This window comes from Gordonia rubripertincta (assembly GCF_038024875.1).
Lineage (GTDB): Bacteria > Actinomycetota > Actinomycetes > Mycobacteriales > Mycobacteriaceae > Gordonia > Gordonia rubripertincta.
In genome coordinates this window covers 3,066,436-3,090,092 of sequence record NZ_CP136136.1, presented here as the reverse complement: position 1 = coordinate 3,090,092, position 23,657 = coordinate 3,066,436, and the positions used below count along the sequence as shown (strand labels likewise).

The window sequence follows — 23,657 nt, the reverse complement described above, 5'->3', positions numbered from 1 at the left end:
GCCACGACCGACCCGCGGCTCGTCCGGACTCACGCCGTGCCGCCGCCCTCAACCCCGGCAACGGCTCCGGCGGCGGCTTGCTGGGCGGCGAGCTGCTGCTCGGCCCGTTCGACGACGTTGACGAGCAGGAAGGCGCGCGTCAGCGGTCCGACGCCGCCGGGGTTCGGCGAGACGTGCCCGGCGACCTCCCACACATCGGGGTGGACGTCGCCGACGAGGCCGACGTCGGTGCGGCTGACGCCCACGTCGATGACCGCGGCACCCGGCTTCACCATGTCCTTGGTGATCAGATGCGGCACGCCGGCGGCCGCGACGACGATGTCGGCGCGCTCGACCTCGGACCGCAGGTCAGCGGTACCGGTGTGGCAGAGGGTGACGGTGGCGTTCTCGCTGCGGCGTGTCAGCAACAGGCCGATCGGCCGGCCGATGGTGACACCGCGACCCACCACGGTGACGCGGGCCCCGGCGATCGGGATGTCGTAGCGACGCAGGAGATGGATGACGCCGCGCGGCGTACACGGCAGCGTCGACTCCTTGCCCAGGACCAGGCGACCGAGGTTGATCGGGTGGAGCCCGTCGGCGTCCTTGAGCGGGTCGATCCGCTCGAGCGCCGCGTTCTCGTCGAGATGTTTGGGCAGCGGCAGCTGCACGATGTATCCGGTGCAGGCCGGGTCGGCGTTCAGTTCGTCGATCGCCGCGTTGAGCTGCTCGGTGGTGGCGTCGGCCGGCAGGTCCTTGCGGATGGAGGCGACCCCGATGCGGGCGCAGTCCGAATGCTTGCCCTTCACATAGGAGTGCGAGCCCGGGTCGTCACCGACGAGCACGGTGCCCAGACCGGGATTGATGCCCGCCTCGCGCAGTGTGTTCACCCGTTCGGTGAGATCTGCGAAGATCTCGTCGCGCGTGGTCTTGCCGTCCAGTCGTATCGCGGTCACGCCCGACATTCTTCCATCCACGACGACTGCGATGTGAGCCACTACTGTCTGTGCCGTGAGAGCAACACGGGCCGACGTCGACCTCGCTGCGGCAACCATCTCGCCTCTCCTGCGGCGGACACCGACGCTGCGCCCCGCCATCGAGACCGTCGACGGTCCCCGGGACGTCGTGTTCAAGCATGAATACCTCCAGCTAGGCGGCTGTTTCAAGGTGCGGGGCAGCCTGTGGGCGACGCTGCACGCACGCGCCGAGGGCGCACTGACCGACGCCGGCGTTCTCGTCGCTTCCGGAGGCAACGCGGCGTGGGCCGCCCGGATCGCCGGCGTGCCGTGCACCGTCGTGATCCCGGAGACCGCACCCGAGGTCAAGGTCCAGACGTTGCGCACCCTGGGTGCGCAGGTCCATCTCGTCGGGTTGCGCTATCAGGACGCGGCCGACGCCGCGGGCGAACTCGCCGCCGCCACCGGCGCGCTCCCACTGCACGCCTACGACCTGCCCGACATCGTCGCGGGCGCGGGCACGATCGGCCTCGAGCTGACCGAGGACTTTCCCGATCCGCTCACCACCGTGGTCTGCGTCGGAGGCGGTGGCCTGCTGGCGGGTCTCGCGGCGACGCTGCGTCCCGGCGACCGTCTCGTGGGTGCCGAGCCTCTCGGGGCGTCCTGTCTCCACCAGGCACGGGCGGCGGGATCGCCGGTCCCGGTCGAGCTCGAGAGCGTCGCCGCCGATTCCCTCGGCGCCACCCGCGTCGGTGACATCTGCTGGGACACCGCCGCGCAGCACCCCGATGTCGACAGTGTGCTGGTGACCGACGCCCAGCTCATCGCCGCACGGCGGATGCTGTGGGACTCGCACCGCATCCTCGTCGAACACGGCACCGCCGCGGCCGTCGCCGCGGTGACCACCGGAGCGGTTCGGCCGGAACCGGATTCGACGCTGTGCATCGTGCTGTGCGGCGCGAACACGGGCTTCGACCTGTAACGGACACCCTGCGGCGCCGTCATCGGCGAGGAGCCCTGCGACTACGCTGGGCACATCATGTTCCGGATCATGTTCTATCAACCCTGCATCCCGCCGAACACCGGAAACGCGATCCGGCTGGCCGCCAACACCGGGTGCGAACTGCACCTCATCGAGCCGTTGGGGTTCTCGATGTCCGACGCCCAGGTCAAGCGGGCGGGGTTGGACTATCACGAGATGGCCACCGTGACCGTGCATCCCAACCTGGTGACGGCGTGGACCACACTGAAGCCCGAGCGGGTGTTCGCGTTCACCGCACATGCGGAGCGCTATCACACCGACGTCGACTACCGGCCCGGCGATGTGCTGCTGTTCGGTCCGGAACCCACGGGTCTGCCCGACGAGGTGCTCGCCGAACCCGAGGTCACCGACCGGGTGCGCATCCCGATGCTGGCCGGACGTCGATCGCACAACCTCGCCAACGCGGCGAGCATCGTCGTCTACGAGGCGTGGCGGCAGAACGGCTTCGCCGGCGCCGTCTAATCGACGCGGTACCGCTTGGTGCGGGCGGTGGCGCCGCCGATGAGCGCGACCTTGCTCTTGGGTACGCCGAGGTGTGAGGCGAGCAGCTCGGCGACCGCCTTGTTGGCACGACCCTCGGTGGCGGGCTCGCGAACGTAGATGGTGAGGGCTCCGTCGGGTCCGGCTTCCACCAGCGGACCCTTGCTGCTCTTCGGCTTGACGGTCACCACGACCTGCTGCGACATCGATGTCCTCGATTCGTAGTTGTGACTCCGGCAGGACCCCTACGGGCTACTGCCAGTCCCTGGATCTGGTTCCCACCCGAAGATCCATGCGCTGCAAACGATCTGCGACGACGGTCACGGCACCTTCAGCATTCTGTACCCGACCGCGCACCAGCAATGCCGGTGCTGTCTGTGCCAGTACACGGTACCGCGCCCAGAGGCCGACGGAACACACCACGTTGACCATCCCGGTCTCGTCCTCGAGGTTGATGAAGGTCACTCCGGAGGCCGTCGCAGGTCGTTGGCGGTGTGTCACCGCCCCACCGATCAGTACGCGTGCGCCATCGGGCACCGACAGCAACCGGTCCGCGGCCACCACCCCCATCGCGTCGAGCCGAGGGCGCAGGAACTGCGTCGGATACGACTTCGGGGTGATGCCGGTGGCCCACGCGTCGGTGGCCGCCAGTTCGATGTCGGACAGGCCGGGCAGCGTCGGCGTGGCACCCGCCGAGCGTAGTTCCAGTTGGTCGTCGCGGACGGTCGCGGCCGCCCCGGCCTCCCAGAGCGCCTGGCGCCTGCTGAGACCGAAACCGTCGAAGGCCCCGGCCCCGGCGAGCCCCTCGAGTTCCTTGGCGCTCAACGCGGCCCGGCGGGAGACGTCGGTGATGTCGGTGTACGGCCCGTCGGCACGCCGGTCGACGATCCGCTGGGCCACCTCCTCCCCGACCCCGCGCACCTCGTCGAGCCCCAACCGCACGTCGAGGCCCTCGTTCTCCAGCGTCGCGTGCGCGAGGGAGGCGTTGATGTCGGGACGATGGACCGCCACCCCGTGCCGGCGGGCGTCGGCGACCAGGGTCTGCGGCGAGTAGAAACCCATCGGTTGTGCCCGCAGCAGCGCCGCGCAGAACGCCGCCGGGTGATGCAGCTTGAACCACGACGAGTAGAAGACCAGCGACGCGAAACTCTGCGAATGACTCTCCGGGAAGCCGAAGTTGGCGAAGGCGGCCATCTTCTCGAAGATGCGGTCGGCGGTCTCGCCGGTGATGCCGTGGAGCTTCTCCATGCCGGCGTAGAAGCGTCTGCGCAGTCGTTCCATCTTCTCCGGCGAACGTTTGGAGCCCATCGCCCGACGTAGTTGGTCTGCTTCGGAGGCGTCGAAGCCCGCGACGTCGACGGCCAGTTGCATCAGCTGCTCCTGGAACAGCGGCACGCCCAGCGTCCGCTCGAGGGCCTTGTGCATCGACGGGTGTTCGACGGTGACCGGCTCCTCCCCGCTGCGCCGCTTGATGAAGGGATGCACCGAACCGCCTTGGATGGGACCGGGGCGGATCAGCGCCACCTCGACGACCAGGTCGTAGAAGCAACGCGGTTTCAGCCGCGGCAGGGTCGCCATCTGGGCGCGGGACTCCACCTGGAACACGCCGACCGAATCGGCGCGGCACAACATCTCGTAGACCGCCGGTTCGGCGAGATCGAGTGTGGCGAGATCGACCTCGATGCCCTTGTACTCGGCGACCAGATCGATCGCATAGTGCAGCGCGGAGAGCATCCCGAGGCCGAGCATGTCGAACTTGACCAGCCCGATGGCCGCGCAGTCGTCCTTGTCCCACTGCAGCACGCTGCGGTTCTCCATCCGCGCCCACTCCGTGGGGCAGACGTCGGCGATGGGCCGGTCGCAGATCACCATCCCCCCGGAGTGGATGCCCAGATGGCGTGGCATGCCGAGGATCTCACCGGCCAGATCGGTCACGTCGGAAGGTGCGGTGTCCGGGGACTTGGCCCAGGCGTCCTGCTGCCCGGGCGCGTATCCGAGCGCCCGCGCCATGTCCCGGATCGCCGAGCGGCCGCGATAGGTGATGACGTTGGCCACCTGCGCGCTGCGATCCCGGCCGTACCGGCGGTAGACGTACTGGATGGCCTCCTCACGACGGTCGGACTCGATGTCGATGTCGATGTCGGGTGGCCCGTCGCGCTCCGGCGCGAGGAATCGCTCGAACAGCAGCTTGTTGGCGACCGGGTCGACGTTGGTGATCCCCAGGGCGTAACAGACCGCCGAGTTGGCGGCGCTCCCCCGGCCCTGACAGAGGATGTCGTTGGCCTTGCAGTAGTCGACGATGTCGGCGACGACGAGGAAATAGCCGGGGAACGTGAGGGTTTCGATGATGGCGAGTTCGTGTTCGATCTGCCGGTAGGCCTGCGGATGTTCGACCGGTGTGCCGTATCGGCGCCGGGCGCGGGTCATGGTGAGTTCGCGCAACCAGCTGGCCTCGGTGTATCCCTCCGGCACGTCGAACGGCGGCAACTCCGGTGCGATCAGACCGAGCTCGAAGGCGCAGTCGGCGGCGATACCGACCGCGTTGTCGATCGCGTCGAGGTGCGCGGGCATCAGTCGGGCCATCTCGTCGCCGCTGCGCAGGTGCGCACCGGCGACGCCTGGCATCCAACCGGCGATGGTCTCGATGTCGGTGCGTGCCCGGACCGCCGCCATCGCCATCGCCAGCCGGCGGCGTCGGGGTGCGGCGAAGTGCGCACCGGTGGTCGCAACCGTCGGCACCCCGATGCGGGCGGCGAGACCGGCGAGCACACCGTTGCGTTCGTCGTCGTCGGGCATGCCCTGAGCGGTGAGTTCGAGGACGACGTTGCCGTGGCCGTAGGTCTCGATCATCTCCCGCAGCGCGATCTCCGCGGCCGGGACGCCGCCGCGGTCCAGCGCACGCCGGACCGCACCTTTCCGGCAGCCGGTGAGGACCAGCCAGTGTCCGTCGCCCGCACCGGCCAGGGCGTCGCGGTCGTAGCGCAGCAACCCCTTCTCGCCCGCCACCATGTGCGCCTCGGCAATGGTCCGCGACAGCCGCCGATAGCCCTCGCCGTCGCGGGCGAGGACCAGCAGGTGTTCTCCCGGCGGATCGTTGAGGCCGGTCCGGGCGATGTCGGGTTCCAGCGACAGCTCGGCACCGAAGACCGTCGGCATCCTGAACTCGCGGGCCGCCTCGGCGAACCGGACGATGCCGTAGAAGCCGTCGTGATCGGTGACGGCCAGCGCCTGGAGTCCGAGGCGTTCCGCCTCCTCGACCAGCTCCTCCGGCATCGACGCGCCGTCCAGGAAGCTGTACGAGCTGTGGGCGTGGAGTTCGGCATAGGCCACCGACGACGAGCCGCGCGCGATGTCCTCCGCCTGGTAGGCGCCGCGTTTGCGCGACCAGGCCGGACTGTCGCCGCCGTCTCCCGGGAACATCGCGTGGTCGCTGTCGTCGGGACCGAAGGCGGTGCCCGGACGACCGCCGCCGGGCGCCCGACCGGAGAGCACCCGCTCCATCTCCGACCACGTCGGTGGTCCCTGATCCCAGCCCACCCGAACAGTCTATCGAACATAAGTTCGACACGACATTCGGAACCCTTTGATTCCGCAAGGATCATTGCGCTCGGCCGAGGTAAGTGCAACCCTCAGTACCAGATAGATTCCAGCTCCCATCGGGGGGACGAGGACATCCAGCGGGCGACTCGCCCGCTCACATGATGGGATCCCTACATGACCAGCTACTTCATCACCGGAGGCAGCGGATTCATCGGCCGACGCGTCATCGATCGACTTCTGACCGTCGACCCCGGCGCCACCATCCACGCCCTCGTTCGCGAATCCTCACGATCGGCCTTCGACGTCCTGCTCGACGAGCTCGGCGCCACCGGTCGGGTGACCCCGGTCGTCGGGGACCTGACCAGCCCGGGCCTCGGCCTCGACGCGCATGACCTGCCGGAGTTCGACCATGTGGTTCACCTCGCGGCGATCTACGACATGGCCGCCGACGCCGAGTCACAGCGTGCGGCCAACGTCATCGGCACCTCGCGCGCCGCCGACTTCGCCATCGCCCACGACGCACTGTTCCACCACGTGTCCTCGGTCGCCGTCGCCGGCGATCACCGCGGTCGGTTCACCGAGGCCGATTTCGAAGTCGGCCAAGGTTTTCCGACGGCATATCACCGGACCAAGTTCGAGGCGGAGCGGGTCGTCCGCGAACGCGAGGGCCTGCGGTGGCGGGTGTATCGACCCTCGATCGTGGTCGGCGACTCGCGAACCGGCGAGATGGACAAGATCGACGGCCCCTACTACTTCTTCGGTCACCTCGCCACGCTCGGCCACCTGCCGTCGAGGCTGCGATTGCCGATGCCCGATCTCGGCACTCTCAACATGGTGCCCGTCGACTTCGTCGCCGCCGCGATGGTCGCGCTCATAGCCGTCGACCCCGAACGCAGCGGACTGGTGTTCCATCTCGGCGACCGGCGTTCGCTGACCACCACCGAGATGTACAACGCCCTCGCCCCGGCCTTCGGTGCGCCCCGCGGTTTCGACGTCATCCCGCACTCGGTGGTCGAGCCCGCGCTCGCTCTGTCGGCCATGGGACCGGCCCGCGTCGGCCGCAATCTCCTTGCCGCCCAACAAGGTATCCCGTCGGCGGTGCTCGACGCGGTGTCGTTGCCGGTGGACTTCTCCTCCGACGCCACCCTCGCCGTTCTCCACGAGCACGGGATCAGCGTCCCCGACTTCACCGAGTACGCACCCGGCCTGTGGCAGTACTGGTCTGCCCACCTCGACCGCTCCCGCAACCGTCGCCGTGACCCCCGGGGTCCGCTGGTGGGCAAGAACATCCTCATCACCGGCGGGTCGAGCGGTATCGGTAAGGCCACCGCCCGGATGTGTGTCGCCCGCGGCGCCAACGTGATGATCGTGGCCCGGTCTGCCGAGGAACTCGATTCCGCCGCAGACGAATTGAATTCGACGACCAGCAAGAAGGGCATCCCGCCGGGCCGGGCGGTGGCCTACCAGTGCGACATCACCGACGAGGAGTCGGTCAACGCGCTGGTCAAGTCGGTGCTCGCCGAGCACGGTCACGTCGACGTGCTGGTCAACAACGCCGGCCGGTCCATCCGGCGCGCCACCGTGAACTCTGTACAGCGCTCGCACGACTACCACCGGGTCATGGCGGTCAACTACTTCGGCGCGGTCAACCTCGTCCTCGGACTCCTGCCGCACATGGTGGCCCGGCGGTCGGGACATGTGGTCAACGTGACCTCGATCGCGGTGCAGTCCCGCGGACCACGCTTCGGCGCCTACGCGGCGTCGAAGGCGGCGCTGGAGGCGTTCAGCGACGTTACCGGCACCGAGACCGTCTCCGATCACGTCACGTTCTCCAATGTGCGTCTGCCGCTGGTGAAGACGCGCATGATCTCGCCCACCGAGGCCTACGACAACCAGCCCGGCACCTGGGACGCGGACAAGGCCGCGGCCCGCGTCCTGCACGCGATCGTCGACCGGCCCAAACGGGTCAGCTCGGTCGTCGGGACGATCGCCGAGATCGGGCACCGCTTCATCCCCGACCTGACCACCCGCATCCTGCATCAGGAGTACCTGCTGTTCGGTGAGTCGGCGGCCGCGATGGGGCGTGCCCGCCGTTCCGGTGGTCGCGACGCGTGATCGACACCCCGTACCTCGAGGTCGACGTCGACCGCCTGGATCGCAACCTCGCCAGTCTTGCCGGAGCAGCCCGGAGTTTCGGGGTCGACGTGCGACCGCACGCCAAGACCCACAAGTGCGCCGAGATCGCCCGCCTGCAGATCGAGCACGGCGCGGTCGGACTGACCGTGGCGACCATCGGCGAGGCCGAGGCCTTCGCCGACGCCGCGGACGACACCGGATGCACCGACATCTTCATCGCGTACCCGTTGTGGCCGACCGCCGGTCAGGCAGCTCGGCTGCGTGCCCTCGCCGAGCGGGTCACCCTGCGACTGGGAATCGATTCCCTCGCCGGCGCACGACATCTCGCCTCAGCGCTGGGCTCGACGCCGGTACAGGTGCTCGTCGAGGTCGACTCCGGCCAGCACCGCACCGGCGTCACCCCCGAACTGGCCGGCTCGGTCGGCGCGGCAGGCGTCGCGGAGGGACTCGACGTGACCGGCGTGTTCACCTTCCCGGGCCACTCCTATGGTCTCGGGGACACCCGACGCAACGCGGCCGCCCAGGAACTGGCCGCACTGGCGACGGCATCCGACGGGTTGCGCGCCAACGGAATCGAACCACTGGTGCGCAGTGGCGGCTCGACCCCGACGGTCGGCCTGCTCGACGCCGAGCAGGCGAACGTCCTCACCGAGATCCGGCCCGGCGTGTACCCGTTCAACGACGCACAGCAGGTGGAGATCGGTTCGTGCGGCTTCGGCGAGGTCTCGTTGACCGCGGTCGCGACCGTGGTGCGCCGTGACAACCACCGGATCGTCCTCGACGCGGGTAGCAAGATCCTCGGCGCCGACCGCGCCCCCTGGGCCACCGGGTACGGCCGGCTCCTCGATCATCACGACGCCCGCATCGTGATGCTGTCGGAACATCATGCGGTGGTGGAATTCCCGGCCACGGCGTCCGACGAGCGCATCCCCGGTATCGGGAGTTACGTGCGCGTGGTGCCGAATCACGTGTGCAACGCGGTCAACCTCGTCGACGAACTGGTGGCGATCGACGGCTCCGACACCCGCTGGCCGGTCATCGCGCGGGGGCGCAACAGCTGAGGCCCTCACTCGTAGACCCCCTCGACGATCCACTCCCCGCCGCGATAAAAGAGCAGCAGGGCGCGTGAGTCGTCGAGCAGGACCTGCGCACGGGCGGTCAGCTCGGTGGTCCCCGCCGCGGATGCCCGGTCCATGCCGACCGGCCACGGGCCGGCCCACCAGCACAGTCCCCAGCTCGCCTTTCGACCTCTTCCGCCGCCCGACGACTCCGACAGCCGGACGGTCACCGGTTCAGCGGTGAACGCTCCCCGCTCGGTCACCCGCACCGGTTGGCCGAGGGCGTCGAGCACGTTGATCGCCGTCTCCACCAGCACGGTCGGGGTGGGTTGCGGCAGGTGGCCCGGCCACGGCGCGGAGGGGTCGCGGCGCGGTGTCCGCTCGTCGCCGAGGGACACCATCGTGATCCGTTCGGCCGGGCCGCGGCCGCCGCTGAGAACCGGGATGCGCACCGCATCGCCTCCCAGCAGTCCCTGGATGCGGACCAGGGAGCGTCGGGCGCGTTCTTCGACGTCGGGGTCGACCGCCGAGCCACCGGCAAGCGTCTCCGAGAGCTGATAGTGCAGGGAACCGGCCTCGACGACCTCCACCGGTTCCAGCCGCAGGCGCACGATCGGCGAGTCGGGGCGGGTGTCCTTGACCTGGCCTCCCGCCCGTCCGTTCCCCCGCCGGCCACCGGTCAGCCAGCCCTCCAGTTGCCACCGGATGCGGTCCGCGGTGGTCTCCGGGGTCAGTGGCTGCGCACAGTTCCACGTCCGCGAATGTTGCTGTCCGCGTTCGGTGGTCGCCTCGATGGTGAGTCGGGTGCAGGCAACGGCGGCATCGCGCAGGCGTCGGTGGAGCTTCTCGGCGAGGGTACGGCCGATGAACGCCGCGGCATCGATGCGATCGACGGGTGGATCGCAGGTGTGGTCGACGTCCAGTTCGGCCGGCAGGTGGCGACCCGACGGCACGCGACCCGGCAACGCGTTGGCCAGACGGTGCGCGAGCACCGCGTCCCGGGCGAAACGGGTCGCCACGTCGGCGATGTCCATCTCGGCGAATGCGCCGATGGTGCCGATCCCCAGGCGCCGCAACAGGTCCACGAGCTCGGCACGCGACGGGTCGCTCATGCTCGGTTCGAGGGCGAGGTCGGCGATGGGCCGGTCGGCGAGATATGCCCGGTCCCCGCCCGGCTCCACCTGGTGACCGCGCCGCGCGGCGAGCACCGCGGTGAAGATCTCGTCGGCGATGCCGACCTGCGATTCGATGCCGCAGGCCGACACGATGTCGACGAGTTCTTCGGCGAGTGCCTCCATGCCGCCGAAGTAGCGCGCCGCCCGATCACCGGGGATCACCAGCAGCCCCGGACGGAGCACCTCGAGAGTCGGGATCACCTCGGCCACCGCGGCCACCACCGGATCGAACAGCCGGCCGTCACGGACCTCGTCGGCCGTGACGACGGTCATCTCCGGGCAGAGTGCCTGAGCCTGGCGTTTGCGCATGCCGCGTCGGACGCCGACGGACCGGGCGGTCGACGAGCAGGCCACCACCCGATTCGCCGACAGCACCGCCACCGGATGCAGCGGCGGCAGATCGGCCTCGGCGGCCGCCGCCATCGCCGGCCAGTCCGGGCACCAGAGCGCGAGGGTCCGCCTGGTGAGTTCCTGCCGTGTCATCAGTTCGCGACCGCGAGGACCGGACGAGTGCTCGTCGTCGAGACCATCTCCACCGAGCGGTCGACACCCTGGCCCCGCGCCAGGAGATCGACCTCGGTGCTCTGCGTCTGACGGCCGCGCCCCGACGCCGTGACCTGCAGTCTCATCCCGCCGATCCGGCCGTAACCACTGCGCGCGGAGTCGAGGTCGGTGGCGCCGGACAGCAACGGACTGTGCCGGTAGGTGAGCACCCGTGCCTCGATGTTCAGCTGCGCACCCGGCCAGGCGCCACCGGCGACCAGCAGGACCGAAGACTGTTTGCGGACGCGTCCCATCACCACGCGTGCCCGCGACGGGGCGACCGTGTCCGCCGTGCCCGGACCCACCCGGCCGAGCACCACCAGATCCATGCCGTCGAGCAGGACGGCGGCCACCTCCACCGGATCGAGGCCGGGGTCGGGGATGGTGGCTATGCGCGAGAGGTCCGCACCCATCTCCACCGCCGACAACAGGCTCAGCCGGGGCATCCCGACGATCCCGACCTGGCCGCCCGCACGGGTGACCGACGCGATCATCGCGACCAGCAACGAGTTCGCACCGTCGAACCGGGCGACCGTGCCGCGCGGAATTCCGTTGTGCGGCAATATCTCCGACAGCGGTTCCGGAATCGGCAGCACACCGGCGGCCGGATCGCGTGTCTCCACCACAGGCCGGTCGGGGCGTCCCGACATCGCCGCCATGCGTCGGCGGAGTCCGGCCAATTCATCCGTACGGGACGACACATCCATGACACGGGACGACACATCCATGACACTCTCCAGTCGCGTGGTGGTACTCGAGCGAGCCGGGAAGGTGCTGCGCCATCTGGTCATCGAACCGCCGTGGGAATGATCCGAGAGGGTGATCTCGTCCGCCGATCATTCGAACATTGTTTCGATAACCAGAGAGTAGAACCACCCACCGACAAGCGTCAACCGAGCACCATCAGCATCCGCATCACCGCCGTAACACGTTGCACTGGTGCATCTTTCGTCACAAGAGATCCCCGCCGCCCGAGGCGCGCGGAGCCCCCTCTGCTACCTGAGGTGCGAGGAGTCCCCAGGCGCAAGGAGGGTCAGAACAGAGTGAGCGCGTGCTGCAGCTCGGGCGCAGCCACCGACTCCGGCGATCCCGTGTCCGAGCCGGACTGCCGCAGACCACCTGAGCCCGCCAGCCCGTGCTGCTGCACCAAGGGCTGCATCCGCTCACGCAACCACGACGAGTATTCCGGCGTCACGTAGGCACCGCGCCCGTAGAGTCCGCGGTACCTACGAATCAGCGCGGGGTGTTCCTCGGCCAGCCACTCCAGGAACCACGGTTTGGTCGAGGAACGCAGGTGCATGGGGAACGCGGTCACGCCCGAGGCCCCCGCGTCGGCAAGAGCCCCGAGCAGCTCGTCGAGATGGGATTTTGCATCCGTCAGATACGGGATGACCGGTGCGACCATCACGTGTGGCGCGAGGCCGGCATCGGCGAGGTCGCGGATCACCGACAACCTCGCCTGCGGCGACGGCGTGCCGGGTTCGATCTTCTTCTGCAGATCCGGATCGACGATGGCCAGCGAGATGCCGACGCTCACCGGGACCTGGCCCGCCGCCTGTCGCAGCAGCGGCAGATCGCGCCGGATCAGCGTCCCCTTGGTGAGGATCGAGAACGGTGTCCGGGACTCCGCGAGCGCGGAGATCACGCCCGGCATGAGTTTGTACCGCCCCTCGGCGCGCTGATACGGGTCGGTGTTGGTGCCCAGGGCGACGGTCTCCCGTGTCCAGGAGCGGCGTTTGAGCTCCTTGCGCAGTACCGCGGCCACGTTCAGCTTCACGACCACCTGGGAGTCGAAGTCCTTGCCCGCGTCGAGGTCGAGGTACTCGTGCGTCGGCCGGGCGAAACAATAGCGGCACGCGTGAGTGCACCCACGAAAAGTGTTGACGGTGAACTGGAACGGGAGATGAGATGCTTCCGGGACACGATTGAGAGCACTCTTCGCCAGCACCTCGTGGAAGGTGATGCCCTCGAAGTCGGGTGTCCGCACCGACCGCACCAGGCCGGAGCGGCTCAGCCCGGGGAGCGCCCCGTCGTCGGCCTCGACCGCCTGCTCGGACCATCGCATGAGAGCGAGTCGAACACATGTGCGATCGCACTGTCAAGTGCGGTGCCCGGGGACGAGCCCTCGCCGCTATCATCGCCGTATGCCACCGTCCGTCGGAACCCATCATGCCCCAGGTCCCCAGTACCTGGTGGCCGGCCGATACCGCCTGAAGTCGCGGATCGGCGGCGGCGGCATGGGCACGGTGTGGCTGGCCCGCGACCAGCTCCTCGACCGCGAGGTGGCCGTCAAACAGGTCGTCTCCACCGAGGGCCTCACCGAGGATTCCGCCGACAACGTCCGCAAGCGGGCGATGCGCGAGGGTCGCATCGCGGCGAAGCTGTCACATCGCAACGCCATCGCGATGCACGACGTCGCCCTCGACCGCGGCGAGCCGTGGCTGGTGATGGAATACCTGCCGTCGCGCAGTGTCGCCCAGATCCTGCATGCCACAACAACACTCGAACCGAGGGAAGCAGCCCAGATCGGCGCCCAGGTGGCCGATGCGATGGTCGAGGCCCACGCGGCGGGCATCGTGCACCGCGACATCAAGCCGGGCAACATCCTCATCGCCGAGGGCGGTCGCAACGCCGGGCTCGTCAAGATCACCGACTTCGGGATCTCACGGGCGAAGGACGACGTGACCCTCACCCAGACCGGCGTGATCACCGGCACGCCAGCGTATTTCGCCCCCGAGGTGGCCCGCGGCGCGGAGCCGACGGAGGCCTCCGACGTCTACTCGCTGGGCGCCACCATCTACACGATGGTCGAGGGCCAGCCGCCGTTCGGCGTCGACGACAACTCGATCGCCCTGCTGCACAAGGTCGCCCGCGCACGGATCAATCCGATGACCAAGGCCGGCGACCTCGAACCGGTCCTGCTGCGCCTGCTGGAACCGAGCCCGACGAAACGGCCGACGATGGCCGAGGCGCGCGATGCCCTCACCGCGTTCGCGGCTGGTTCGCGCGGTACCAAGGACCAGGTGCTCACCGGCCTCATCACCCGCCCCGGCGCCGGTACGCCGGTGTGGGCGCAACGCAACAGCCGTTCGTCGACGACGGGGCCTCACCGCCCGGTGGCGGGCGCGACGCTGCCGCCCTACGCCCAGACCCTGGCCGGCGACCGCGGCTCACGGGACATCCCGCACACCCGGCAGGAGCACCACTCCCCGACCCTGATGTCGACGCCGCCGTATTCGATGACGTCCCGGTCGTCATCACCCCACCGTCAGCCGATGAACCCCGGCTACGGGGAGCCGACCCGGAACTCCCCGACCTCGAGCACCGCACTCGCGGTGTCGGTGTTCGTGTTCTTCGCGGTGCTGGCGGTGCTCGTGGTACTGGCGATCGCGCTGCTGCGCTAGAGCCACGGAGTTGAATGCGCCGTAGCTCCCGCGTGGCCGATTCCTTCCCGCTTACCGGATAGCGCCCGCGGCAGGGAAATGAACCCGCGGGATCAGCCGATGTGGCGCGTGGCCGCCCAGCGGGTCAGCGCATTACGGTTGGACTGCTGGGTTTTTCGCAACACGTTCGACGCGTGCGTCTCCACGGTCTTGATCGAGATGAAGAGCTCCTCGGCGATCTCCCGGTAGGTGTAACCGCGGGCCAGCAGTCGCAACACCTCGAGTTCACGGCGGGTGAGGGAGTCGAGTTCGGGATCGAGCGGCGGTTCGGGGGCCGACGACTTCCCGGTGAACGAGTCGAGCACGAATCCGGCCAGCCGGGGACTGAACACCGCGTCACCCTCGGCGACCCTGCGCACCGCGTCGGCAAGTTCGGCGCCGTCGATCGTCTTGGTGACATACCCGCGGGCGCCGGCCCGGATCGTCGCGATCACGTCCTCGGCGGCGTCGGAGACGCTCAGGGCGAGGAAGACCGGCGCGTTCTCCGCATCAGCGCCGAGCCTGTCGAGGACGCCCCGCAGTACCGCGACCCCGCCGCCGGCGGGCATGTGGACGTCGAGGAGTACCACATCCGGTGCGGTGGCCACGATCCCGGCGATGGCCTCCGGCACGGTGCCCGCCTCCCCGACCACACGTAGTCCCGACTCGTCGGCCAGTTCCGCCCGCACCCCGGAACGGAACACTGCGTGGTCGTCGACGAGGTACACGGTGTAGGTCGACGCCGGGGCGTCGGTCGTGGTGTCCGTCGGGTTCGGGGTCTGCTCGTGGGTCATCTCACCTTCCGGTCGTCGATCGGTTCGTTCTCTGCCTGCGGTTCTACCGCGGATGGCGCGGCGCCGCCCGACTCCTCGACCACCGACGCACCGTCGACGCGCGGCATCGTGAGCGCGACGTTGGTGCCGCGTCCGGGGTTCGAGGTGATCGCCACGCGGCCGCCCATGCGTTCCATCCGCGCCCGGATCGACCGGCTGATGCCCTGCCGATCCTCGTCGACGACGTCCGGGTCGAAACCGACGCCGCGGTCGCGGACGAACACCTCGACCTGATCCTCGGTCACCTCGCAGTACACGTCGACCGTGCGCTCACCGGAATGCTTGGCCGCGTTGACCAGTGCCTCACGGGTGGCGCCCGCCAGCGCCGACCATCGCTTGGCATCGCGGGCGTCGCTGGGCCGCAGGTCGCCGACGGTGATGATCTCGACGTCCACCCCGTAGGCGTCCTCGACCTCCGCGCCGACGCTGCGCAGCGCCGCGGCGAGCGAACCGCGCTCCTGGGCGGGGTCGCCGAACAGCCATGCGCGCAGCTCGCGTTCCTGGCTGCGGGCGAGGCGCGCGACCTCCTCCGGGCGATGTGCCTTCTTCTGGATGAGAGCGAGGGTCTGCAGCACCGAATCGTGCAGATGCGAGGCGATCTCCTCGCGCTCCGCGTTACGGATGCGTGCGGCACGTTCCTCGTTGAGGGCCCGCCACATCCGCATCCACAGCGGCACGGTCAGGAGTACGACGCCGATCAGGGTCGCCGCCACCGCGAGGATCGTCGAATTGAGCCCGCCGAAGCTGCGATCGCCGGCGAGGACGATCACCACGAGCCCGCCGACCACCAGCAGCACACCGCCGATCAGCCGTGTCCAGGTCAGCAGCGGGGCCCGCGGCGCGCGGTGGGAGGTGTCGAACTCGCGCCACACCAGGCTCGCGCCGATGGCGATGAACACGAACGGAACGAGGTACTCCGCGGGCGTGCCCGACGCGGCGAACCCGACCACCGACATCGCGACCAGCCCGATCACCGCCAGTCCCAGCGACTGCCGGCGTTCGCCCGGGGCGGGCGGAGCGGTGTCCTTGCCGGGCGGGCAGAAGAACCAGAGCAGACCGTAGGCCGCGACCCCGGCCCCGGCCAGTGCGGCGAGCACCACGAACACGATTCGGACGCGGAAGACGTCGACCCCCAGATGGTCTGCTATCCCGCCGGCGACACCGGCGACCACACGGCCGCCGTCCCGTCGTACCAGCCGCGGGGCAGGCTCCACCTCCGTTCCACTCACCCCTCGATGTTCCCACGGGTGACAAATCCGGACATCGGGGTTCACCCCTGTTTCTGTGCCCGTGCTCTCGGGGTGGGAGGGTCGCACCCCGATCGACCCGGGCGGAAATCAGGGGATCACCCGATGTGCGGCGGGCGCTCGGGAGAGCACGATGATCGCCATGGACACCAAGGAGTTCCAGAGTCAGCTCAGGGAGATGTGGGCGACACGTCCCTATCGTCCGGAGAACCGGACCATCGCCGGTGTGTGCAGCGGCATCGCGGCCCGCTATCGCGTCGATCCGACGCTCGTGAAGATCGCCTTCGTGGTGTCCGCCTTCTTCGGCGGCAGCGGCCTCATCCTGTACCTGGCGGCGTGGATCGCGTTCCCGGGCCGACAGCGCGCCCACGCCGAGGCCGTTCGCGCCGCCCACTCCGGGGGACACACCGGCCACCGTGGCCACAGCTGGGGCAACCCGCAGTTCATCGTGCTGGCGGTCCTCGCGATCGTCATCGTCACCTCGGTCGGCCCCAACCGCACCTGGGGGTCGGGCGGACTGGTCGGCGCGATCCTCATGCTCGGCGGGTGGTATCTGCTCCACCTGCGCACCCCGACGCCTCCGCCCGGCACCAGCATCGACACCGTCGCCGTCACCGACGTCGTCGTGCCGCCGCCGACGGCCGGACAGTTCGAACGCTGGGTCCCGCGCGCGATGGCCGGCACCGAGACCACCGGTGTTCCGTCCAACACGCCGACCCCGCCGCGCGCACCGTACGTCAACCTGCGGAAGCCCACGGAGGCAACCGCGAACCCCTCGGCGACAGAGGAGACCACCATGCCCAGGAGCGACGTCGACACCACATCGGGCGGGACACAACGCTGGTCTCCCCTGACGACCCCGGTGCCCGCGTCCGACGCCGTCGACACCGCCCCGCCGGCCTGGGACCCCCTGGGAGTGGCCCCGTTCGCGTGGGACCTGCCCGAACCCGCGACACCGGTGAAGTCGGTCGAGCAGCGGCGTCGCCGGTCACCGTTGACGTTGATCGTCCTCGGGCTCGCGGTGATCGTCGGAGCGATCGGGACGGCCCTGCATCAGGCGGGGGTCGACTGGTTCACCGTGCCGCGCATCCTGTCCCTGTGTCTGGCGGTCGTCGGTGTCGGCCTCGTGCTGGCCGCGACACTTCGCCGACGCACCGGCGAGCACAGCACCGGACTGCTGCCCGTCGCCATCCTGCTGGGTGTCGCGACCATCGTGACCACCACGGTCTCCGGTGTCACCCTGCCCACCGGCGGGGCCGGCGACCGGAACTGGAAGCCGCTGAGCGAGAACGACATCCAGCCCGAGTACACCCTCGGGATGGGCGAGATGACCCTCGACCTGCGGGAGGTCGAACTCACCGCCGACCGGCGGGTGGAACTGCGGAACGGGATGGGCGTCATCGAGGTCGCACTGCCCGAGGACATGAACGTCCGCGTCACCTGCGACACCGGCGTCGGCGACATCGACTGTCCCGCCGGACTCGACGGTGGCCGTGACGGCACGGACGGACCCGTCCTGGAGATCGACGCACACACCGGCATGGGAGAGGTTCGGGTCATCCGATGAACGAGCAACGCAACAGCGACCCGAACGTGGCCGACGACCACAACGAATCGACCCACCGCGCACCGGGATTGGGGGTCGTGGGCATCGCGGCGCTGGCCGTCGCGGGCTGGGGCCTCGCCGGCGGTCCGGCGCTCCCCGACGCGGCGAACCTCGGCTGGGCGGCCGTCGGCATCGGACTGCTCATCGGCCTGATCCTCATCATCTCCGGAACCCGGAGCCGGGGATGAGGGACGAGGAGGGGTGAATGCGATCAGGCCGGCGTGATGTCCACGCCGGCCTGATCGTGTTCGGTCATTCCCACTCGATGGTGCCCGGCGGCTTGCTCGTCACGTCGAGGACGACGCGGTTCACGTCGGGGACCTCGTTGGTGATGCGCGTCGAGATGACCTCGAGGACCTCGTAGGGCACGCGGGTCCAGTCGGCGGTCATCGCATCCTCGCTCGAGACGGGACGCAGCACGATCGGATGTCCGTAGGTGCGGCCGTCGCCCTGCACGCCGACGCTGCGGACGTCGGCCAGCAGCACCACCGGGCACTGCCAGATCTGGGCGTCGAGACCGGCGGCGGTCAGCTCCTCGCGGGCGATGAGGTCGGCCTTGCGCAGCATCTCCAGGCGATCGGCGGTCACCTCGCCGACGATGCGGATGGCCAGGCCCGGCCCCGGGAACGGCTGGCGAGCCACGATCTCCTCGGGCAGGCCGAGCTCGCGACCGACGGCGCGGACCTCGTCCTTGAACAGCAGGCGCAGCGGCTCGACGAGGCTGAACTCGAGGTCGTCGGGCAGGCCGCCGACGTTGTGGTGGCTCTTGATGTTCGCGGTGCCGTTGCCGCCGCCGGATTCCACGACGTCGGGGTACAGGGTGCCCTGGACGAGGAAGTCGACCTTCTCCCCCGCCTCGGCCTCCTCGCCGAGGACCTCGCTCACCGCACCCTCGAAGGAGCGGATGAACTCGCGGCCGATGATCTTTCGCTTGGTCTCCGGGTCGCTGACGCCGGACAGTTCCTTCAGGAACACCTCGGCGGCGTCGACGGTGACGAGCTTGGCTCCGGTCGCACCGACGAAGTCGTGCTGGACCTGCTCGCGCTCACCGGCACGGAGCAGTCCGTGGTCGACGAAGACACAGGTGAGGCGGTCGCCGATGGCGCGCTGCACCAGCGCGGCGGCCACCGCGGAGTCGACACCGCCCGACAGACCGCAGATCGCCCGGCCGTCGCCGATCTGATCGGCGACCGCGTCGATGAGGGCGTCGGCGATGTTCGCCGCGGTCCAGGTGGCCTCGAGACCGGCGACCTCGTAGAGGAAGCGGGTGAGGATCTGCTGGCCGTGCGGGGTGTGCAGCACCTCGGGGTGGTACTGGACGCCGGCCATGCGGCGCTTGAGGTTCTCGAACGACGCGACGGGGGCGCCCGGCGTCGAACCGGTGACGATGAAGCCCTCCGGGGCCTGCTGCACCGCATCGTTGTGGCTCATCCACACCGGCTGGGTGTCGGAGAGGCCCTGGTGCAGGATGCCCTCGCCGTTCACCGTCAGGGTGGTGCGGCCGAACTCGCGACCACCGGTGTTGGCGACCTCGCCACCCAGCTTCGCGGCCATCGCCTGGAAGCCGTAGCAGATGCCGAAGACCGGGACGTCCAGGTCGAACACGGCGGGATCGAGTTCGGGGGCGTCCTCGGCGTACACCGACGCCGGTCCGCCCGAGAGGATGATCGCGACCGGGTTCTTCTCCTGGATCTTCGCCAGCGGCGCGTCGTGGGAGATCACCTCGGAGTAGATCCGGGCCTCGCGCACTCTTCGGGCGATCAGCTGCGCGTACTGCGCTCCGAAGTCGACGACGAGTACGGGCCGCGGGCCCTCGAGGAAATCCTCAGCAGAAGAGTCTGTCACCCGGTCGAGTCTAGTGGTCGACCACGACGTGAAATACTTCGACACCGACATGACTGCATATCCCCGCACCTCCGCATGGTCGCTCAGCATCGGCGATCTCACCCAGGCCGCCGTTTTCGCCGCGTTGATCGCCGCGCTCGGCCTGCCCGGGACCATCAACATCGGCACCAGCGGCGTTCCGATCACGTTCCAGACCCTGGGTGTGATCCTGGCGGGAGCCGTGCTGGGGCCCAGTAAGGGCACCCTGGCCGTCGTCATCTTCATGGTGCTGGCCATCGCCGGGCTGCCGATCCTCTCGGGCGGGCGCAGCGGCTTGACCGCGCTGGCCTCCCCGACCGCCGGTTACTTCGTCGGCTTCCTGCCCGCGGTCGTCGTGATCGGCGTGCTCACCGCGGCGATGATGTCCGTCGGCGACAAGCCGCGCTACCGCGTGCTGTGGGGCATCGGGATCAACGCGCTGGGCGGGATGTTCGTCCTCTATCTGTTCGGGGTGATCGGACTGGTCCTGCGCACCGACCTGACGGTGTGGGCGGCGATCACGTCGAACGGTCCGTTCATCGTCGGCGACGTCATCAAGGTCGTCGTCGCCGCGCTGGTCGCCGCGCAGATCCATCGCGGTCGCCCCGGACTGATCGAGCCGCTCCGGCTGTCCCGGCGCACCGCCCCCGGCAGCTGAGCCGCTCCGCGATCGCACCGCCTCGATGATCGAGTTCACGAACGTCTCGCACGCCTACGACGACCGGGTGGTGCTACGCGATGTCTCGTTGAACCTCACCGAGAACCGGATCGGCATCGTCGGTGCCAACGGAAGCGGGAAATCGACCCTCGCCCGGATGATCAACGCGCTCGTCGTACCGGGACAGGGCACGGTGACCGTCGACGGTCTCGACGTCGCGCGCCACAAGCGGGAGGTCCGTCGTCGCGTCGGGTTCATCTTCTCCGACCCCGACCGGCAGATCATCATGCCGACGGTCATCGAGGACATCGAATTGTCGCTGCGTCGCACCGACCTCGACAGGAAGCAGCGTGCGATCCGGGCTCTGGAGGTGCTCGAGCGGTTCGGGCTGGGCGAGCACGCCGACCATCCCGCGCAGCGGCTGTCCGGCGGGCAGAAGCAACTCCTCGCGCTCGCGTCGATCTTCGTGACCGACCCGGCGATCATCGTCGCCGACGAACCGACCACACTCCTCGATCTCCGCAACACCCGCATGCTCACCGATGTCTTCGCCACGCTCGAGGAGCAACTCATCGTCGTCAGTCACGATCTCGACATCCTCGACGGCTTCGACCGCGTCATCGTCATCGACGACGGCCGGGTCGTCGCCGACGACGAGCCCTCGCCCGCGCTCGCCTACTACCGGGCACTGATGTCGTGAACGTCCTCGGCGTCTACCGCCCCGGGAACACTCTCCTGCACCGACTCCCGCCGGGGATCAAGTTCGTCGCGATGGCCGTGGCGATCCTGGTGATGTCGCTGACCGTGCGAACCCTGCCCACGCTCGGCATTGCGACGCTCGCGGTCTCGGCGATCTTCGCGCTGGCAGGAATCGGTCCCCGTGAGGCCTGGAAGCAGTTGCGGCCCCTGCTCTGGATGTTGTTGTTCATCTTCGTTTTCCAGGTGATCTTCACCGATTGGCGTCGCGCCGTGGTGATCTGCGGCGTGCTGGCGCTGTCGGTCGCGCTCGCCACGGTCGTCACGCTGACGACCCGCACCACCGACATGCTCGATGCAATCGTCCGCGGCCTGAGTCCACTACGCCACGTGGGCGTGCGCACCGACCTCATCGCCGTCGCTCTGGCGCTGACCATCCGTGCGATCCCGCTGATGGTCGAGGTGGTGCGCGAGGTCGACGAGGCCCGCAAGGCCCGCGGGCTCCGACCCGGGCCGCGCATCCTCGTCGCGCCCGTGGTGCTGGCAGCGTTGCGTACCGCCGACGGCTTCGCCGACACCCTCACCGCCCGCGGCCTCGACTAGAACCCGCGATCCGTAGAGAATATGCGCGCCATATCCGCATTCCCTCTACGAAGTCCCGTCATGCAGGCCGATTGACCGGCGTGATCGGGAGGCGCAGCGCCCCGGGAGCGTCCGCCGGGACGACGGGAGCCGCGGGCACGGTGGGGTCGATGCGCCGGTAGCTCTCACCCTGCGATGGACGGCGATCTTCCTCACCCTTGTTGGGCCACAGCGCGATCGCGCGCTCGGCCTGGGCGCAGATCGTCAGCGACGGGTTCACACCGAGGTTCGCCGAGATCGATGCACCGTCGGTGACGTGCAGCGTCGGGTAGTTCCACACACGCTGGTAGGGATCGATGACGCCGTTGGACGGGTCGTCGGAGATGGCACACCCGCCGAGGTAGTGGGCGGTCAGCGGCATGTTGAAGATGTCGCCCCACGTCCCACCGGCGATGCCGCTGTTCATCTTGGCGGCGATCCGGCGGGTTGCCTCGTTGCCCTTGGGGATCCAGGTCGGATTCGGCTCGCCGTGTCCCTGCTTGCTGGTGATGTAGCGCAGCGGCCCCCGCTTGCGCACGAAGGTCGTCAGCGAGTTGTTGTTGTTCTGCATGACGAGCGCGATCACCGTGCGCTCGCTCCACTGCTTCACGACGAGCAGCCGAACCAGGAGGAACGGGTTCTTCGCGACCTGCCGGAGGAACTGACCGAACCGGTTGCGACGCGTGCCACCGTCGGTGAGCAACGTCTGCAGATACGCGATCGCGTTGGAGCCCTTGCCATATCGCACCGGCTCGATGTGGGTGTTCGGCTCCGGGTAGAACGACGAGGTGATGGCGACGCCGCGCGAGTAGTCGTTCTCCGGATCGATCCGCGAACCCATCGCGCCCAGGATGGACTCCGAATTCGTGCGCGTCAGTTGTCCCATCGCATCCGAGATCTGCGGCAGCGTCGAATACTTCGCGTGGTGCAGCAGACGCTGGGTGTTGAACGTGCCGGCGGCGAGGATCACCTGGCGGGCGGTGAAGGTGCGCTTGCGTTGTCCCAGCGGCCCCCACGACGACGAGTGGTGCGTCCCGACCTCCCACGAGCCGTCGGCGCGCTGGACGAGCGAGTCGACCGTCGTGCGGTCGATGATGGTGGCGCCGTTGCGTTCTGCCAGTCCGAGGTAGTTCTTCAGCAGCGTGTTCTTGGCGCCGACGCGGCAGCCGGTCATGCAGGCACCGCACTCGGTGCAGGCGGTGCGATCGGGTCCGGCGCCACCGAAGTACGGGTCGGGCACCGTCTCGCCGGGTGCGCCGGCGAGGCCGGTCTTCGCGCCGAAGAACACGCCGACGGGCGTGGGGGTCACGGTGTGACCGACGCCCATCTCCTCCGCCACCTCGGCGACGATCCGGTCCGAGGAGGTGATGGTCGGGTTCTCGACCACGCCGAGCATCCGCCGCGCCTGGTCGTAGTACGGCGTGAGCTCGTCCTCCCAGTCGGTGATGTGGTTCCACTGGGGATCGGTGAAGAACGGCGTCGGCGGCTTGTACAGCGTGTTCGCGTAGTTCAGCGAACCGCCGCCCACACCCGCACCGGCCAGGATCATCACGTCCTTGAGGGCGTGGATGCGCTGGATTCCGTACAGGCCCAGCTTCGGCGCCCACAGCCAGCGGTTGAGACGCCAACTGGTCTTCGCGAACTCGTCGTCGGAGAAGCGGCGACCCGCCTCGATGACGCCGACGCGGTAGCCCTTCTCCACCAGGCGCAATGCGCTCACGCTGCCGCCGAAACCGGAGCCGACGATGAGGACGTCGAAATCCGGAGTGTTGTCGGATCGCTTCTTCACACCCATGCGGACC

The 23,657-nt window shown here is 69.0% G+C and carries 20 protein-coding genes; 10 read left to right on the top strand and 10 right to left on the bottom strand.

The features are described from left to right. Positions 1-29: 29 nt before the first annotated feature. Entirely contained in the window at positions 30-935 is a 906-nt protein-coding gene (locus RVF83_RS14055; RefSeq protein ID WP_182372517.1) for a bifunctional methylenetetrahydrofolate dehydrogenase/methenyltetrahydrofolate cyclohydrolase, read from the bottom strand. 55 nt (positions 936-990) lie between these two features. Here RVF83_RS14055 and RVF83_RS14050 point away from each other — a divergent pair, with 55 nt between their 5' ends. Next, positions 991-1,917: a serine/threonine dehydratase gene (locus RVF83_RS14050; protein ID WP_005195906.1), complete on the top strand. Its 927-nt coding sequence runs from the start codon at positions 991-993 to the stop codon at positions 1,915-1,917. A gap of 57 nt (positions 1,918-1,974) precedes the next feature. After that, positions 1,975-2,439: a tRNA (cytidine(34)-2'-O)-methyltransferase gene (locus tag RVF83_RS14045; RefSeq protein WP_005195904.1), complete on the top strand. Its 465-nt coding sequence runs from the start codon at positions 1,975-1,977 to the stop codon at positions 2,437-2,439. Here the strand turns inward: RVF83_RS14045 and RVF83_RS14040 are convergent. Further along, positions 2,436-2,663 carry a DUF167 domain-containing protein gene (locus RVF83_RS14040; protein ID WP_005195902.1) on the bottom strand — a complete coding sequence of 76 codons (228 nt, stop codon included), beginning with the start codon at positions 2,661-2,663 and terminating at the stop codon, positions 2,436-2,438. The genes RVF83_RS14045 and RVF83_RS14040 overlap by 4 nt on opposite strands. A 46-nt stretch (positions 2,664-2,709) precedes the next feature. Further along, complete coding sequence (locus tag RVF83_RS14035; RefSeq protein WP_005195900.1) at positions 2,710-5,994, bottom strand: error-prone DNA polymerase; 3,285 nt, start codon at positions 5,992-5,994, stop codon at positions 2,710-2,712. Between the two features lie 177 nt (positions 5,995-6,171). Here RVF83_RS14035 and RVF83_RS14030 point away from each other — a divergent pair, with 177 nt between their 5' ends. Together RVF83_RS14030 and RVF83_RS14025 are read left to right on the top strand one after the other, a co-directional pair. After that, positions 6,172-8,112, top strand: coding sequence for an SDR family oxidoreductase (locus tag RVF83_RS14030; protein ID WP_005195898.1), 1,941 nt, complete (start codon positions 6,172-6,174; stop codon positions 8,110-8,112). After that, a complete protein-coding gene (locus tag RVF83_RS14025) occupies positions 8,109-9,194 on the top strand; it encodes an alanine racemase (RefSeq protein ID WP_005195897.1) in 1,086 nt (361 codons plus the stop codon). Before RVF83_RS14030 ends, RVF83_RS14025 begins: the two co-directional genes overlap by 4 nt. Before the next feature lie 5 nt (positions 9,195-9,199). On the opposite strand, the gene RVF83_RS14020 is transcribed toward RVF83_RS14025, so the two are convergent. From RVF83_RS14020 to RVF83_RS14010, 3 genes are all read right to left on the bottom strand, one after another. After that, the gene (locus tag RVF83_RS14020; protein WP_005195895.1) at positions 9,200-10,849 is read right to left on the bottom strand and encodes a DNA polymerase Y family protein; all 1,650 of its coding nucleotides are present in this window, start codon (positions 10,847-10,849) and stop codon (positions 9,200-9,202) included. Next, positions 10,849-11,637: a hypothetical protein gene (locus RVF83_RS14015; RefSeq protein WP_005195893.1), complete on the bottom strand. Its 789-nt coding sequence runs from the start codon at positions 11,635-11,637 to the stop codon at positions 10,849-10,851. Before RVF83_RS14015 ends, RVF83_RS14020 begins: the two co-directional genes overlap by 1 nt. Before the next feature lie 305 nt (positions 11,638-11,942). Continuing rightward, positions 11,943-12,974: an Rv2578c family radical SAM protein gene (locus RVF83_RS14010; RefSeq protein ID WP_005195892.1), complete on the bottom strand. Its 1,032-nt coding sequence runs from the start codon at positions 12,972-12,974 to the stop codon at positions 11,943-11,945. A 79-nt stretch (positions 12,975-13,053) separates the two neighbouring features. On the opposite strand from RVF83_RS14010, the gene RVF83_RS14005 reads away from it, so the two are divergent. Further along, entirely contained in the window at positions 13,054-14,313 is a 1,260-nt protein-coding gene (locus RVF83_RS14005) for a serine/threonine-protein kinase (RefSeq protein WP_005195890.1), read from the top strand. 92 nt (positions 14,314-14,405) lie between these two features. Here the strand turns inward: RVF83_RS14005 and RVF83_RS14000 are convergent, their stop codons facing one another. Both RVF83_RS14000 and RVF83_RS13995 read right to left on the bottom strand, forming a co-directional pair. Beyond that, positions 14,406-15,125: a LuxR C-terminal-related transcriptional regulator gene (locus RVF83_RS14000; protein WP_005195888.1), complete on the bottom strand. Its 720-nt coding sequence runs from the start codon at positions 15,123-15,125 to the stop codon at positions 14,406-14,408. After that, positions 15,122-16,393: an ATP-binding protein gene (locus RVF83_RS13995; RefSeq protein ID WP_039880062.1), complete on the bottom strand. Its 1,272-nt coding sequence runs from the start codon at positions 16,391-16,393 to the stop codon at positions 15,122-15,124. The genes RVF83_RS14000 and RVF83_RS13995 overlap by 4 nt, the downstream gene beginning before the upstream one ends. Positions 16,394-16,544: 151 nt before the next feature. Between RVF83_RS13995 and RVF83_RS13990 the strand changes: the two genes are divergently transcribed. Continuing rightward, positions 16,545-17,978: a PspC domain-containing protein gene (locus tag RVF83_RS13990; protein WP_005195885.1), complete on the top strand. Its 1,434-nt coding sequence runs from the start codon at positions 16,545-16,547 to the stop codon at positions 17,976-17,978. After that, positions 17,975-18,205: a hypothetical protein gene (locus RVF83_RS13985; RefSeq protein ID WP_005195883.1), complete on the top strand. Its 231-nt coding sequence runs from the start codon at positions 17,975-17,977 to the stop codon at positions 18,203-18,205. The genes RVF83_RS13990 and RVF83_RS13985 overlap by 4 nt, the downstream gene beginning before the upstream one ends. A 64-nt stretch (positions 18,206-18,269) precedes the next feature. Here the strand turns inward: RVF83_RS13985 and guaA are convergent, their stop codons facing one another. Next, positions 18,270-19,862, bottom strand: coding sequence for a glutamine-hydrolyzing GMP synthase (gene guaA, locus RVF83_RS13980; RefSeq protein WP_005195881.1), 1,593 nt, complete (start codon positions 19,860-19,862; stop codon positions 18,270-18,272). A 49-nt stretch (positions 19,863-19,911) separates the two neighbouring features. Here guaA and RVF83_RS13975 point away from each other — a divergent pair, with 49 nt between their 5' ends. From RVF83_RS13975 to RVF83_RS13965, 3 genes are read left to right on the top strand one after another with little or no spacing between them, the layout of a single operon-like run. Continuing rightward, complete coding sequence (locus RVF83_RS13975; RefSeq protein WP_039880095.1) at positions 19,912-20,538, top strand: biotin transporter BioY; 627 nt, start codon at positions 19,912-19,914, stop codon at positions 20,536-20,538. Between the two features lie 25 nt (positions 20,539-20,563). Next, a complete protein-coding gene (locus tag RVF83_RS13970; RefSeq protein ID WP_005195877.1) occupies positions 20,564-21,238 on the top strand; it encodes an energy-coupling factor ABC transporter ATP-binding protein in 675 nt (224 codons plus the stop codon). After that, positions 21,235-21,837 carry an energy-coupling factor transporter transmembrane component T family protein gene (locus tag RVF83_RS13965; RefSeq protein ID WP_005195875.1) on the top strand — a complete coding sequence of 201 codons (603 nt, stop codon included), beginning with the start codon at positions 21,235-21,237 and terminating at the stop codon, positions 21,835-21,837. The genes RVF83_RS13970 and RVF83_RS13965 overlap by 4 nt, the downstream gene beginning before the upstream one ends. Before the next feature lie 58 nt (positions 21,838-21,895). Here RVF83_RS13965 and RVF83_RS13960 read toward each other — a convergent pair whose 3' ends face one another. After that, the gene (locus RVF83_RS13960; RefSeq protein ID WP_005195873.1) at positions 21,896-23,650 is read right to left on the bottom strand and encodes a GMC family oxidoreductase N-terminal domain-containing protein; all 1,755 of its coding nucleotides are present in this window, start codon (positions 23,648-23,650) and stop codon (positions 21,896-21,898) included. Positions 23,651-23,657: the final 7 nt, after the last annotated feature.

Excerpts from the sequence above, each read along its gene's own strand:
- RVF83_RS13960 (WP_005195873.1), bottom strand. The coding sequence starts at position 23,650 with ATGGGTGTGAAGAAGCGATCCGACAACACTCCGGATTTCGACGTCCTC.
- RVF83_RS14030 (WP_005195898.1), top strand. The coding sequence starts at position 6,172 with ATGACCAGCTACTTCATCACCGGAGGCAGCGGATTCATCGGCCGACGC.
- RVF83_RS13975 (WP_039880095.1), top strand. The coding sequence starts at position 19,912 with ATGACTGCATATCCCCGCACCTCCGCATGGTCGCTCAGCATCGGCGAT.
- RVF83_RS14000 (WP_005195888.1), bottom strand. The coding sequence starts at position 15,125 with ATGACCCACGAGCAGACCCCGAACCCGACGGACACCACGACCGACGCC.
- RVF83_RS13970 (WP_005195877.1), top strand. The coding sequence starts at position 20,564 with ATGATCGAGTTCACGAACGTCTCGCACGCCTACGACGACCGGGTGGTG.
- RVF83_RS14005 (WP_005195890.1), top strand. The coding sequence starts at position 13,054 with ATGCCACCGTCCGTCGGAACCCATCATGCCCCAGGTCCCCAGTACCTG.
- RVF83_RS14010 (WP_005195892.1), bottom strand. The coding sequence starts at position 12,974 with ATGCGATGGTCCGAGCAGGCGGTCGAGGCCGACGACGGGGCGCTCCCC.
- RVF83_RS13985 (WP_005195883.1), top strand. The coding sequence starts at position 17,975 with ATGAACGAGCAACGCAACAGCGACCCGAACGTGGCCGACGACCACAAC.
- RVF83_RS13990 (WP_005195885.1), top strand. The coding sequence starts at position 16,545 with ATGATCGCCATGGACACCAAGGAGTTCCAGAGTCAGCTCAGGGAGATG.
- RVF83_RS14015 (WP_005195893.1), bottom strand. The coding sequence starts at position 11,637 with ATGGATGTGTCGTCCCGTGTCATGGATGTGTCGTCCCGTACGGATGAA.
- RVF83_RS14020 (WP_005195895.1), bottom strand. The coding sequence starts at position 10,849 with ATGACACGGCAGGAACTCACCAGGCGGACCCTCGCGCTCTGGTGCCCG.
- RVF83_RS14045 (WP_005195904.1), top strand. The coding sequence starts at position 1,975 with ATGTTCCGGATCATGTTCTATCAACCCTGCATCCCGCCGAACACCGGA.
- RVF83_RS14040 (WP_005195902.1), bottom strand. The coding sequence starts at position 2,663 with ATGTCGCAGCAGGTCGTGGTGACCGTCAAGCCGAAGAGCAGCAAGGGT.